14 protein-coding genes are annotated in these 12,947 nt (G+C 29.0%); 10 read left to right on the top strand and 4 right to left on the bottom strand.

What is annotated here, in order from left to right; translation table 11 throughout:
- Positions 1-82: 82 nt before the first annotated feature.
- From B2P65_RS05185 to B2P65_RS05175, 3 genes are all read left to right on the top strand, one after another.
- Positions 83-622 carry a nitroreductase family protein gene (locus tag B2P65_RS05185; RefSeq protein ID WP_150843949.1) on the top strand — a complete coding sequence of 180 codons (540 nt, stop codon included), beginning with the start codon at positions 83-85 and terminating at the stop codon, positions 620-622.
- 6 nt (positions 623-628) lie between these two features.
- Positions 629-937, top strand: coding sequence for a nucleoside triphosphate pyrophosphohydrolase (locus B2P65_RS05180; RefSeq protein WP_346879716.1), 309 nt, complete (start codon positions 629-631; stop codon positions 935-937).
- Positions 938-1,043: 106 nt separating this feature from the next.
- Positions 1,044-2,081 carry an MBL fold metallo-hydrolase gene (locus tag B2P65_RS05175; RefSeq protein ID WP_346879715.1) on the top strand — a complete coding sequence of 346 codons (1,038 nt, stop codon included), beginning with the start codon at positions 1,044-1,046 and terminating at the stop codon, positions 2,079-2,081.
- Between the two features lie 76 nt (positions 2,082-2,157).
- On the opposite strand, the gene B2P65_RS05170 is transcribed toward B2P65_RS05175, so the two are convergent.
- Positions 2,158-2,322: a hypothetical protein gene (locus B2P65_RS05170; RefSeq protein ID WP_167402990.1), complete on the bottom strand. Its 165-nt coding sequence runs from the start codon at positions 2,320-2,322 to the stop codon at positions 2,158-2,160.
- 489 nt (positions 2,323-2,811) lie between these two features.
- Between B2P65_RS05170 and mntA the strand changes: the two genes are divergently transcribed.
- From mntA to B2P65_RS05140, 6 genes are all read left to right on the top strand, one after another.
- On the top strand, positions 2,812-3,231 hold the full coding sequence (gene mntA / locus B2P65_RS05165; protein ID WP_414632432.1) for a type VII toxin-antitoxin system MntA family adenylyltransferase antitoxin: 420 nt from the start codon (positions 2,812-2,814) through the stop codon (positions 3,229-3,231).
- Positions 3,224-3,643 carry a HepT-like ribonuclease domain-containing protein gene (locus B2P65_RS05160; RefSeq protein WP_346879714.1) on the top strand — a complete coding sequence of 140 codons (420 nt, stop codon included), beginning with the start codon at positions 3,224-3,226 and terminating at the stop codon, positions 3,641-3,643. The genes mntA and B2P65_RS05160 overlap by 8 nt, the downstream gene beginning before the upstream one ends.
- A gap of 92 nt (positions 3,644-3,735) precedes the next feature.
- Positions 3,736-4,377: a lactate utilization protein gene (locus B2P65_RS05155; RefSeq protein ID WP_346879713.1), complete on the top strand. Its 642-nt coding sequence runs from the start codon at positions 3,736-3,738 to the stop codon at positions 4,375-4,377.
- Between the two features lie 278 nt (positions 4,378-4,655).
- Positions 4,656-8,072, top strand: a complete 3,417-nt coding sequence (locus B2P65_RS05150) for a collagenase (RefSeq protein WP_346849043.1) — start codon at positions 4,656-4,658, stop codon at positions 8,070-8,072.
- A 208-nt stretch (positions 8,073-8,280) separates the two neighbouring features.
- Entirely contained in the window at positions 8,281-8,961 is a 681-nt protein-coding gene (locus B2P65_RS05145) for a DUF1048 domain-containing protein (RefSeq protein ID WP_346849042.1), read from the top strand.
- 12 nt (positions 8,962-8,973) lie between these two features.
- Complete coding sequence (locus tag B2P65_RS05140; RefSeq protein WP_035131768.1) at positions 8,974-9,306, top strand: PadR family transcriptional regulator; 333 nt, start codon at positions 8,974-8,976, stop codon at positions 9,304-9,306.
- Between the two features lie 92 nt (positions 9,307-9,398).
- Here the strand turns inward: B2P65_RS05140 and ygiD are convergent, their stop codons facing one another.
- The 3 genes from ygiD to B2P65_RS05125 form a co-directional block, all read right to left on the bottom strand.
- Positions 9,399-10,151, bottom strand: a complete 753-nt coding sequence (gene ygiD, locus B2P65_RS05135; RefSeq protein WP_346849041.1) for a 4,5-DOPA dioxygenase extradiol — start codon at positions 10,149-10,151, stop codon at positions 9,399-9,401.
- 176 nt (positions 10,152-10,327) lie between these two features.
- A complete protein-coding gene (locus B2P65_RS05130; RefSeq protein ID WP_346849040.1) occupies positions 10,328-10,672 on the bottom strand; it encodes a hypothetical protein in 345 nt (114 codons plus the stop codon).
- Positions 10,673-10,686: 14 nt separating this feature from the next.
- Complete coding sequence (locus B2P65_RS05125) at positions 10,687-11,673, bottom strand: 3-oxoacyl-ACP synthase III family protein (RefSeq protein WP_346849039.1); 987 nt, start codon at positions 11,671-11,673, stop codon at positions 10,687-10,689.
- 400 nt (positions 11,674-12,073) lie between these two features.
- Here B2P65_RS05125 and B2P65_RS05120 point away from each other — a divergent pair, with 400 nt between their 5' ends.
- Entirely contained in the window at positions 12,074-12,895 is an 822-nt protein-coding gene (locus B2P65_RS05120; protein ID WP_346849038.1) for a MerR family transcriptional regulator, read from the top strand.
- Positions 12,896-12,947 lie beyond the last annotated feature (52 nt).

The raw sequence follows: 12,947 nt of genomic DNA, 5'->3' as shown, positions 1-12,947 counted from the left end.
TATAATAGATACATGTAAATGCGTATTTTAAAGATAGAATACCTACATAATTTAATATATAAATTAGTTTGGAGGTAGAGTTATGATTAAAGCAATTGAAGAGCGTAGAAGCATAAGAAGATATATGGATAAACAAGTGGAAGATGAGAAGTTATTACAAATTCTTCATAGTGCAAGACTAGCACCATCAGGTAGTAATACACAACCATGGCAAATTATTGTGGTTAAGGAGCAGAGAAATAGAGAAAAAATTGCAGCTGCTGCGTATAATCAAAAGTGGATGGTTAGTGCACCTGTCCACCTTGTGTGTGTTGCAGATATAAAATCAAGGTTACCTAAGTGTGATGGCCTTTATATTGATGAATATAGTAAGGAATTCGAAGTTAAGCAAATTATTAGAGATACATCTATTGCCATTGAACATATGGCACTTGAAGCAACAGATTTAGGGTTGGGAACTTGTTGGATTGCTTGGTTTGAACAGAAGGACTTTAGACCAGTTTTAAATATTCCTGATGATAAGTATGTGGTTGCAGTATTAACTTTAGGTTATCCAGATGAAGCACCAAGTCCTCGTCCAAGAAAGAATTTAGAAGAAATAGTTCATTATGAGCAGTGGTAATAGATAATGAAAGTATATAATAAATTAGTAAGAGATAAGATTCCACAGGTGATAGCTGAAGAAGGAAATCAGTGCGATATAGAAATTGCGTCTAAAGAGGACATGATTTCTTTATTAGAAGATAAGCTAAAAGAAGAGGTAAATGAATATCTAAAGGATAAAAATTTAGAGGAGCTAGCGGATATTATGGAAGTGCTGTTTGGGCTAGCTCATAATTTAGGATATTCTGAAGAGGAATTAGTGGAGAAAAGAAATTGCAAGTTGAATCAGCGTGGGGGATTTAAGGAAGGAATTGTTCTTAAATCTGTTAAGTAAAAATATTAGCTATATTTTAGTCAATATGATTAAAATTATAGAGCGTAATGTTATAAAAAGTTTTTATTTGGTTTCTAGTAATGAGGCAAAAGATAAGGAGATACTGATGATAAGAGAATTATTTGAAGATATATATCAAATAGAGGTAGAACTTCCGGATAATCCTTTAAGGGCACTAAATGCCTATTTAATTAAGGGTAATGAAAGAAATCTACTTGTGGATACAGGCTTTCGCAAGGTTAAATCTTTAGAAAGCTTAAGACAAAGTTTAAAAGAATTGAATGTAAATATGGACAATACGGATATATTTTTAACTCATCTTCATGATGATCATACAGGTCTTGTACCATTTCTTTTAAATTCTAATAATAAGGCTTATATTCATCCGAGAGAAAGTGAAGAGATATATAATTTAAGAAAAGTAACTTATATGGAAGAAATGAATATATTTAATGAAGCCATGGGGTTTCCTAAGGGCAAGGCGGTATCAGCACTAAAAGCTCTAAGAGATCAAGAAGGTTTTGAGGAAAGTTTCACTGAGCCAACTTATACAGATATTAAGGATGGGGAAACATTAAAGGTAGGAAAGTATGAGTTTAAATGCATTTTGACTCCAGGGCACACCCCAGCTCATTGCTGCTTATACGAAGAAAACCATAGGATTTTAATTGGTGGAGATTTAATATTAGCAAAGATAACTCCAAATATAGCCTATAACCTTGAGCAATGGATGGAAAACCCTTTACAGGAATACTTTGATAGCTTAGATAGAGTTGCATCTCTACCTATAGACGTAACACTTTCTTCTCATAGAGCTATTATAAGGAATACTAAAAGGAGAATAAGAGAACTCAAGGACCATTATGATCTTAGGTTAGAGGAAATCATGGATATTTTGGCTAATGGAGAAAAACTTTCCCCTTATGAAATTGCAGGAAGAATGCACTGGAGTATAACAATTAAAAACTGGGAAGACTTCCCAATAACTCAAAGATTCTTTGCGTTAGGGGAGTGTATGTCCCACTTAGTCTATCTTGAGAAACTTGAAATGATAAATAAGTTATATAAAGATGGAAAGATTTATTATGTTATATCCAATAAAGGATTAGTGTGGGCAATAGTTAAGTACATTAAAGAAAGTTAAAAGAGTGAGTTTTAAAATAAATATAAAGGATGTTTAGAAATAAGGTTATTTCAAAACATCCTTTTAAGTTCTAAAATTATTGAGCTACTGTTGATGAACAGATTTTACAGATGTTTATAGTTTTTCCGTCTTCACATTTCTTAGTCCATACCAATTTTACTCTTTTTCTACCGCATAGAGGGCATGTACCTCTCCAACCTACTATTTTCTTAATAACCTTACCTCTTCTTTGCTTACCCATTTTCTCATCGCTCCTTTCTTTAAAAATATATTTTTAGAAAGGCAGAGTTATGACTAAAAAGTTAAGATAAGCCTAAATAAAAAAGTAGTACCATAATTAAATTAGCACTACTCTTATATATTTTTAGGGTATGTTGATTATCTATACATTTAGGTTATAAGACAAATGCTGGAAATGGAAACGAAAACATAACCAGCATTCATCTCATAAGAGTTTAAAATTAAATGAAAATGTAAAACGTAAAATTTTAATGTAAGTAATATTATAGTTTTATTTTAACATAAAACACTATAAATAAATTAATTAAATTAACTATTTACAATAAATTTCAAAAGTTGTTAAGTAATCATTAAAAATATTAATAAAATATGTATATAAAATAAATAAAATGATAAGTAGTATAGCGTATTTTATTTTACAATACGGTTTATTATTTTACAAATGTTGTATATAATAAAGATATGAATATTAGAAAAGTTGGTGATCACATTGTCAAACCAATTAATTAAAGAAGAAATCTTAAATAAGTTAAAATCAGAAGAATTTACTGGTTTTATAAAGAGATTTGACATTATAAATATAGTTGTATTTGGAAGTGTTTTAACTGAAGAGTTTAATGAAGAATCAGATGTAGATATTGCAGTATTAGGAAAAGGTAGTTTCTCATTAGATGATATTTTAGAAATAGAGTTATTTTTAGAAAGGTTTTTAGAAAGAGAAATTGATGTTGTAGATTTAAAGAGTAAAACTTTAGATATATTTGTTAAGATAAGTATTCTAAACTCTTGCGAAATTATATATTCAACTGATAATAAGGTCTTTGAAGAGTTTTGCGATGACGTGGAGTGGATATATAGAGAAAATGAAAATTTTATTCATTTTAGAAAGGTTGATGTTTTGTATGAATGAAGAAAGACTTATGAGGATAATTGAGGATTTAAAGGAATGTAGTAGTGATATAGAAGAATGTATAGAAATTATTAAAACTAGCAATGATAGATTACTCTTAAAGTTAGCAAAATCAAGTTTAAGGCAGTTATTTGTTAGTTTTCATACCATCCTTGAGGATTTATGCTCCATTATACTAAAGGAAATAAAGAGATTTAAGATAGGTATAAGCTTAAGTGATAGCTTAAAAATATTTAGAGAAGAGGGAATTTTAGATCAGGATACTTATGAATTCTTAGAAAAATCTAAGTTAATTAGAAATAGAATTGCTCATAGATACAAAGAACCAACTCATGAAGAACTTTTCAATCATATTGTGAAATATAAAAGTAAATTCAAAAAGATTATTAGAATAGCAGTTAGTTATTTATAAATTATGAAAGAAGAAAAGAGCGTATTATGAAAAAATACAATCTACAAAAGCAACTAAAATGTAAAATTCTATTTTAGAAAGGAGCACTTAAAATGGATAACAATACTTTATGGTATATGGAGAAGAGAATTGATAGAACTATAAAAAATCTGAACAGAAGAAACATGGGTGGATTCTTTGTTAAAGATAAAAATGAGCTAATAATGCTTTTAAAGAAGCTAATAGATGATAATTCCACAGTAGGAGTAGGAGACTCTATGACACTTTTTGAAACAGGGGTTATAGATTTTCTACGCAAAGGTGATTATGTATTTTTGGACAAGTATAGAGATGGTATTACTAGTGAAGAGAAGAGGGAAATTTATCTAAAAAATTTTTCTGCAACTACATTCATGTGTAGTACTAATGCATTAACAGAGAATGGTGAACTATATAATATTGATGGTAATGGAAGTAGGGTTGCACCCATACTTTATGGTCCAAAGCAAGTTATTCTAGTAGCTGGAATAAATAAGATTGTAAAGGACATAGAGGAGGCAGAAAAAAGAGTTAGAAATTATGCTGCTCCTATTGATGCCAAGAGGTTAAATAAAGATACTCCATGTACTACATTAGGCTATTGTGTAGATTGTAAAAGTCCCAACAGAATATGTAATGATTTCACAATTATAAGAGGTCAGTTTATTAAAAATAGAATAAAAGTAATTATTGTGGGAGAACAACTAGGTTATTGATAATTTTAAATAATGTATAGTTCGTATAGAACATGAATTTTTTAGTCTGCAATACTATAATAGACTTTAATAAATCCTTATATCAAGTAATAGCTTGATGTAAGGATTTTTTTGTTTATAGAAAATATTTATATATAAATTTACTGTAGTATTTTGAAATATTGAAAAAATATAAAAAATATTCATAATTATATAAAAAATGATTAAAAAACATTGCAATTATTCATGAAAGTAGTATAATTATATAAAATATAAAAAATTACAATGGAGGTATTAAAATGAATAAAAAGATTAAAATTACATCAATTGAAAATTTAATCCGATTTATGGGAAGGAAAAATTTTAAGCGAAATGCTTCATTAGCATGTTTAAGTGTATTTATGGTGGTAAATACATCGACTGGAGTTATGGCTATGACTATGGAAGATATGGACAAGATACCAATAAATATAGTAGCAGAATATAATAAGGATAGTTTAAAGCAAAATTTAGAACAAAAGCTAAAACCATATGGAGTATTAAAAGATGGGATTTTAAATAATGAAGAAATTATTCAAGCTAAAACATTAGCAGAGGCTAAAGTAGATGATGTCAGTTTACTTAAACCTTCAGAAGAGAAGAGTGTAGATACAAAAGCAGTTGAAGCTCAGCGCAACTATACATTAAAAGAACTTTCAGCGATGAGCTATCCAGAAATGGTTAATACTATTGCATCCTTAGAGTGGAGAAATATCGATGGACTATTTAAGTATTCTGCAGATTCACAAGAATTTTACGGTGATAGAGCTCGTGTAAAGTATATAATAGAGGCTCTAGATACAAGAGCTAAAACTTTTACAGGCACTAATAACAATGGTATTCCCACTATAGTAGAAGTTTTAAGATCAGGGTTCTATTTAGGATATTATAATACTGAATTAAGTTATCTAAATGATAGAAACTTTAAAGACTTATGCTTACCAGCATTAAACTCAATGATTGACAATCCTAACTTTAAGTTTGGAAATAAACTTCAAAATGGTGTAGTTGAAAGTTTTGGATCTTTAATTGGAAATGCATCTTCCAGTGTAGAAATAGTTAATAAGTCAGCAGCACTATTAAGAGATTATAAAATCAATATAGAGATATATGGCACTGATTTATCAAAGGCTAATGCTATCTACGGAGTAATTAAAGGTATATCCTATGATTTAACTTCTGCAGCCTACGGAAAAGATCCTGCAACAATGCCTTACTACGGTAAAATTGATACCTTTATAAATGAATTAAAAGAAATAGCATTGATGAAAAATACTAGTAGTGGTAACCAATGGTTAGTTAATAATGCCATTTATCAAATAGGAGAACTAGGTGTGTTCCACAGCAATCAGAAGATGGCAATTGGATTATTAACTGATGTTATGGATACTTCAAATAAGTATTCAGAGAAATTTTTTATAGCAGCAGAAAGAATTGATTATCTATACAAAGGCATCAACTCACGTGGAGAAAATATAAACTATACCCAACTTCAAGAAGAGGGTTACAACAAGTACCTACCTAATAAGTATACATTTGATAATGGCTCAATAGTAATGCAAGTTGGATCTAATGTTTCAGAAGAAAAGGTAAAAAGACTTTATTGGGCAGCAAAGGAAGTAGAAGCTCAATTCTTTAGAAATATTGGAAGTGATAAAGTTTTAGAAGCTGGAAATAAAGATAATGTTCTAACTATAAAAATTTTCAACTCCCCATCAGAGTATAAAATGAATCAATATTTAGGTAATGTTAGTACAGATAATGGTGGAATATATATAGAACCTATAGGAACTTTTTACACTTACGAAAGAACAATTCACGAAAGTATTTATAGCTTAGAAGAACTATTTAGACATGAATTTACTCACTATCTACAGGGTAGATATTTAGTTCCTGGTTTATGGGGACAAGGCCCATTTTATGAAAATGAAGATTTGACTTGGTTTGAAGAAGGTTCAGCAGAGTTCTTTGCTGGATCTACTCGTACAGAAGGAGTAAAACCAAGAGAAGCTATAGTGAATCAACTTGCAAAGGAAGAAGCCAACAGATTTACATTAAGTCAAACTATATCTTCTGGATACAATAGTGGATGGCAATTCTATAATTATGGCTTTGCCCTTGTAAGCTACATGTATAATAATGATATGGAATCATTAAATAAAATAAATGATTATGTGATTAATACTGACATAAAAGCATACAGAAATTTTATTTCACAATTAAAGGTTGACTCAAACAAAAATGTAGAATATCAACAATATATGCAGCAATTAATAGGGGATACTACTATAGGAACTCCATTGGTATCAGATAGCTATACAAAGGTTCATCCTAAAAGAACTATAGAAGAAATTTCTTCCGACATAGTAAGTATAAGTAGAATTAGTGGTGTAAATCAAGATAAAACTTATTCAGCAGATTTCAACACATTTAAGATATCTGGTAAGTATGTAGGTGGAACTTCAAAAGGAAGATTACAGGATAATAATGAAATGAATCAAAAAGCTAATGAAATGCTTAAAAACCTATTATTAAAGGGTTGGACAGGCTATGAAACAGTAACTTGCTATTTTACTGATTATAAAGTTGTCAATGGTAAATATGAATATAACTTAGTGTTTAAAGGACTTTTAAATGATAGCTCAGTAAATCCTGAAAATAAAATTCCTACTGCAAGTATAGATGCTCCAGATAATGTAGAAGTAAATAAGACGGTTTTATTTAGTGCAGATAAATCTGCAGATTCAGATGGATTTATAGTAGCATATGATTGGGATTTTGGAGATGGATCTACGAGTTCAACTAAAAATCCAACTCACTCTTATAATAAAGAAGGAAATTATGTTGTTACCCTTAAAGTTACGGATAACAAAGGTGCCATTGGAGAAACAACATTTAATATTAAAGCTAGCAAAACATCTGGAGAAAATGGAATAACTTCAGAAGTAGAACCCAATAATGATTATAATCAGGCTAATTACTTTATAGCTAATAATAAAGATGTAACTGGTACTATACAAAATGCTAATGATGAGGATACATTTGCTTTTGAAGTAGATAATGCTGGTGAAGTTGATATAAAGATTACAGGAAATTCATCTAAAATAACTTGGATAGTTTCTAAGGAGAATGACTTAGACAATTACGTCTGTTGGAAGCAATACACTGAAGGAGATATAAGTAAAGGAAGCTTTAGTGCTACTCCAGGAAAGTATTATATTAAACTATACTCAACAGATGAAGCTATAGAAAATGGAAACTATAGTATAAATATCAATGGTATAAAGTCCTATAATAATGACCCAGAAGTGCCAAGTAATATTACAGAAGTAGAACCAAATAATAGCTTTGAATCTGGAAATGTAGCTATATACAACAACATTGATGCAAAAGGAAAACTACCTACAGGTGGAGACACTGACGTTTTTTACTTTGATGTAGATACTGCATCTAATGTAAATATAAAGGTTGGAAGTACTCAGCAAGGATACACTTGGATAGTGTGTAAATCAGATAACTTAAATAATTATGTATGCTGGAGTCAGAATAGTGAAGTAGATGGAACTAGTGGAAGCTTTAAGGCTGTACCTGGTAAATATTTTATTAAACTATACTCTTTAAATAACTCTAGCAGTGTTGACTATACTATTAAAGTTGATGGTATAAGACAAAGATAGCGTAAGTTTAATAGTTATAACTAAATTTATAGTTTTTTATACTTGATAAATAATAAAGTTTCAACTACAATGTAAGATTTAAAATGTAGTTGAAGCTTTTTTATTGACAAAAATACTACCATGCAATACAATATAGAAAAGGACTATTATGCATTACAATATACCTTGTGATAAATAGTACTGGAAATAAGTTTTGGAGGGGCAGTTTATGAAAACAAAACAGTATATAAAAGAGGTTAATAAGTTTATTAATAAACTAAGTAAAGAAAATGAGGAAAAGTTTGAAAATATATTATTTAAAATACGGTTTTCAAATATTAATGATCATGATGCTGAGGAGTTTATACACCATTGTTTAGATTTATTTTTACAAGCTGAGGAAAGAGGAATTGACGTAGAAGAAGTACTAGGAAATAGTGATATAAATTCCTTTTGTGATGAGTTTATATCAGAAACAATAGAAGGGTACTCAGTGCTAGAAAAAGTGTACTGGAAGGTTTCTAAGCTACCAATAATATTGATTATTTTTACTGGCGTGTTTGAGATGTTTGTAGGACAATTAATTGATAGTTGGGTAAATAAAACAACACTTTTTACAGTTTCAGTTACAGTTTCAATGTTAGTTAATACTATAATTGTAATTATATTAACTAATTATTTATTATCTAAAATACAATATATGTATAATATTTTTAATGGAGAGGATAAAAAGAAAGATAGAAAGATAACATTTTTATTATGGATAGGCTTTTGCATTATAACAGCTATATTTGTATTAACTAAACTGTTTTTAACAAAGGTACTTTTTGAAGTTAACTATTTAATATTCATGGGCATACTTATAACTATTTATTTGATACAGTATTTCTTTGAAAATAAAAATCAATAGAAGGAGGGAACCATGAATAATAAATCACAGTTATTAAAGGGAAGTTTAGAGGGCTGTGTTCTTAAAATTATAGATTTAAAAGATGAGATTTATGGATATGACATTGCTAGAATATTAAAGGATAATGGTTTTACTGATATTTCTGAAGGAACTTTATATCCACTGTATACACGCCTGCAAAAGAATGGTTTTATATCGTCAAAAATGAAGGAGTCTCCCCTTGGCCCTGCTAGGAAATATTATAGTTTAACAGATAAAGGCCGTGAAGAACTAAAGGATTTTGTGGATACTTGGGAATATATGAGTAAAAATATAAATGATATAATTAAAGGGAATATTCAGTAATATATTTCTTAATATTTAAATATATTCAATAATTTATATAACCATAAAATCCTTATATATTAGTATACTTTGGAGGCGGTAATGTTAAACTATTATTTGAATAAAAAGCTTAACATTGATATAGATTTATTTTGAATACCTTTATAGAGTATTTCTATTGTATCACTTTTATCCACCATGCCAAGTATATATAGTAATGGTAAATAGTGATCCTTAGTAGGAATGGCGTTATTTTTTTTATCTCCATATTCAATTAGAGATTCAAAGTTTCTTGATTTTAGATTTGTTACTACTTCATTTTCAAAATCAATAGCCCATTGATATGGAGTAGTATCATAATTCATATCTGCTAAGTATAAATTATGGACAATGTTTCCACTGCCTAATACTAAAATATCATGCTCTCTTAAAAATTTTAATTTTTTACCCATTTCGTAATGATATATAGCAGGTTGTGCCATATCAATACTAAGGGCTACTACAGGAACATCAGCCTTTGGATACATATGTTTTAAGACTGACCAAACTCCATGGTCAAGACCATATGTATTAATAGGCTTTATGTCAAGATTTTCAAGCATTCTACTGATTTCAGGAAAACCTGGACATGGATATTTTATTTCATATAATTCATTTGGAAAACCATAAAAATCATATATAAGTTCTGGATTTTGGGATGTAGTAACTGCAGTGGCACCGTCTGACATCCAGTGAGCAGTAACCACCATTATTGCCTTTGGTGTAGGTAGAGTCTCACAGATATTATAAATACTTTTTGTGTAGCTATTGTCAGTTATGATATTCATTGGTGAACCATGCCCTATAAAACCCATTGGGAATTTCATAATATCACTCCTTAATATACTTTATTATATAACTTAATTTTATTATATCAAAAAATAAGGTGAAATATATTTAATAACTATTTTGCTTAAAATTTATAATATACAAGAGATAAGTGGCAAATAACTAATCATGTCGATAAGCTATTTACCACTTATTTAAAATTAAGATATGTATTTTATAATTTAGATAAATCTGATACAAATTCAATATCTACATTTAATGAACTTAATAATCTTTTTAATTGCATTGCAGCAATAGCTGAGCTTGGTGGTGTTGAAACTATATTTTTGAACCCAGTAGCTTTATACATTTTAATGCAGTTCTCAAGAATTGGAATCATTTCTGCTTTTGATGTTGATAATTCTGAACTTTCAAGTGCAAGAGTAAAGCTTGATGGAGTTATAGACTTTACAGCATTATTATAATCATTTAAGAAATTTTTGCCATCCTCCTCTTGAAAAAATCCTCCTACAGTGATAAATAAGACCTTCTTAGCATTATTAACTTCTACTTTATACATTTAAAATTCCTCCTTTAAAATTTATATAAAAAAGCTCCCATTGTGTATCCAGAACCAACTGAACAAAAAATAACGAGATCTCCCTTATTTATCTTTTTAGTTTCTATAGCTCTATTAAGCGCAAAAAACGGGCTTGTACATCCAGTATAACCATATTCATCTGCAACAAAGGTATAAGTGTCACTACTAACCTCTAAATTTAATTTATTTAATGTTTCTTTTATATCAGCATGGGAAAACTGTGAAAATAAGAAGTGTTTTACATCTGTTATAGATTCATTTCCTTCTTTTAAGAGTTTATTGATAAGTTTTACCCATTCATCACTAAAGTAAGACACATCATGATTTACCCAAGCATATTTTTTACTATCTATAGGCAGTTCTTCATCATATATATGGGATAATCCACATTCAGGGAAAACCATATATTTATGATTTTTAGAATCAGTATGGAAGGCAGAATTAAGAACCCCATCAGTTTCTTCATCACTAGTAAGTAATATTGCGGCAGCACCATCTCCAACAGTAGAATTTACTAACTCACAATCACTTTTGGCAAGGAGTGAGCCATATGAAGCACCAACGATTAAAGATTTTTTATATTTACTTTTAGATTTCATATAGGTCGCAATGCTATCTATAGCTGTTATCATTCCTATACAATTATCGTTCATGTCATAAGTTAAATCGCAGTTACATGCATCTATAGCATCTCGTATCAAAAGAGCGTTAGTAGGTATTAAATGTTCTACAGAATCACTAACAAATACAATAATGTCTAATTCAGAAGCCTTAACATTAGCTTTTTTCAAACAGGATTTAGTAGCTTCCACACTCATAGTAAGAGAATTTTCTGTATTGTTATCAACTAAATACCTAGACTTTCTTCCTAAGTGATTTAAAAGTTTTTCTAAATCTTGTCCATATTTGTTAATGAAGTGTTGATTCTCTATTCTTTTTTTAGGATGATATATTGATACTTCTTGAATTTTTATTCCCATAAAGTCCTCCCCATTCACATTTGAATTTGATGTTTAAATATATATATTACATATAAACAAAATGGTACAATATATATGTAAAAATTATAAATATAGTAAAAAATATATTCTACTGAGTTTATTATTCTACAAAAATTTCAAATAAAATAAATTTAAAATATAATATAGGATTATATTTTTGATATCACTCTATTATTATCGTCACAATTCGATTTACTTTATATGTTTTATAATTTATATTCTTACTTTATTAGAAGCCGATATAAATTTATGAAAAGAGAGGAAGTTGGATTAACCTCTAACTTTTTTATAGTAGTTGACTCTTGGGTTACCGAAGGGTTTATAATAATAATAGATGGCAAGGTGCACACTTGTAGAGCTTATTTGTTGAGGTGAAGTTATGTTTAAGATTGGTGAATTTTCGCGTATGAGTGGACTTTCAATTAATACACTGTATCATTATGACAATGTAGGAATTTTAAAACCTATATATATAGACAAATTTACTGGTTATAGATACTATGATGCAAGTCAACTTATAACCATAAATAAAATAATTGCTTTAAAGGATGCTGGATTTTCACTTGTTGAAATTAGCAATTTCTTTAATAATAATTCTAGTAATGAGTCGCTTATAGAGGTTTTGGAAGTGAAAGCAGATTTACTTGAAAAGGCACTAGAACTAGAAACAAGTAGGCTTCAACGTCTTCGTACAAATATATTTTTAATAAAGAATGGAGGCATACCTACTATGAATGAAATTTCAATTAAAAAAGTAGAAAAAATCTTAGTTGCATCATTGCGAAAATGTTTTGTGAAGGATGGTAATCAAACTTATGATGAATTTTGTGAAAGCCTATGGGCACAAGTTAATGAATATATAGATAAAGTAAAAGGAAAACGTACAATTCCGTGTATGACACTTTATCATAAAGATAATACTTCAATACAGGATATGGAGGTTGTAGAACCTATAACAAAATTAATCCCAGAAGGTGATACTGTCAAAGTATCTGAACTGCCCATGATAGAAAAAATGGCTTGTATAGTTCATAATGGCTCATTTGCTACAATTGGAGAAACCTATGAAATAATGTACAAATGGATTTCAGAAAATAAGTATTCAATCTGTGGACCAGTGCGTGAAATATACCATGAAGGTGAATGGGTAACAGATGATCCCAATGAATATGTAACAGAGCTACAATTTCCTATAAATTAATATGATTAATTTTTAATAAAAATAGACTACTCAAATGTATATAAAGATAAAT

The organism is Clostridium sp. UBA3061 (assembly GCF_002367465.1).
Lineage (GTDB): Bacteria > Bacillota > Clostridia > Clostridiales > Clostridiaceae > Clostridium_J > Clostridium_J sulfidigenes.
The sequence above is the reverse complement of the archived record's forward strand: the minus strand, read 5'-3'. Positions and strand labels throughout refer to the sequence as shown.

Excerpts from the sequence above, each read along its gene's own strand:
- B2P65_RS05185 (WP_150843949.1), top strand. The coding sequence starts at position 83 with ATGATTAAAGCAATTGAAGAGCGTAGAAGCATAAGAAGATATATGGAT.
- B2P65_RS05180 (WP_346879716.1), top strand. The coding sequence starts at position 629 with ATGAAAGTATATAATAAATTAGTAAGAGATAAGATTCCACAGGTGATA.
- B2P65_RS05175 (WP_346879715.1), top strand. The coding sequence starts at position 1,044 with ATGATAAGAGAATTATTTGAAGATATATATCAAATAGAGGTAGAACTT.
- B2P65_RS05170 (WP_167402990.1), bottom strand. The coding sequence starts at position 2,322 with ATGGGTAAGCAAAGAAGAGGTAAGGTTATTAAGAAAATAGTAGGTTGG.
- B2P65_RS05160 (WP_346879714.1), top strand. The coding sequence starts at position 3,224 with ATGAATGAAGAAAGACTTATGAGGATAATTGAGGATTTAAAGGAATGT.
- B2P65_RS05155 (WP_346879713.1), top strand. The coding sequence starts at position 3,736 with ATGGATAACAATACTTTATGGTATATGGAGAAGAGAATTGATAGAACT.
- B2P65_RS05150 (WP_346849043.1), top strand. The coding sequence starts at position 4,656 with ATGAATAAAAAGATTAAAATTACATCAATTGAAAATTTAATCCGATTT.
- B2P65_RS05145 (WP_346849042.1), top strand. The coding sequence starts at position 8,281 with ATGAAAACAAAACAGTATATAAAAGAGGTTAATAAGTTTATTAATAAA.
- B2P65_RS05140 (WP_035131768.1), top strand. The coding sequence starts at position 8,974 with ATGAATAATAAATCACAGTTATTAAAGGGAAGTTTAGAGGGCTGTGTT.
- ygiD (WP_346849041.1), bottom strand. The coding sequence starts at position 10,151 with ATGAAATTCCCAATGGGTTTTATAGGGCATGGTTCACCAATGAATATC.
- B2P65_RS05130 (WP_346849040.1), bottom strand. The coding sequence starts at position 10,672 with ATGTATAAAGTAGAAGTTAATAATGCTAAGAAGGTCTTATTTATCACT.
- B2P65_RS05125 (WP_346849039.1), bottom strand. The coding sequence starts at position 11,673 with ATGGGAATAAAAATTCAAGAAGTATCAATATATCATCCTAAAAAAAGA.
- B2P65_RS05120 (WP_346849038.1), top strand. The coding sequence starts at position 12,074 with ATGTTTAAGATTGGTGAATTTTCGCGTATGAGTGGACTTTCAATTAAT.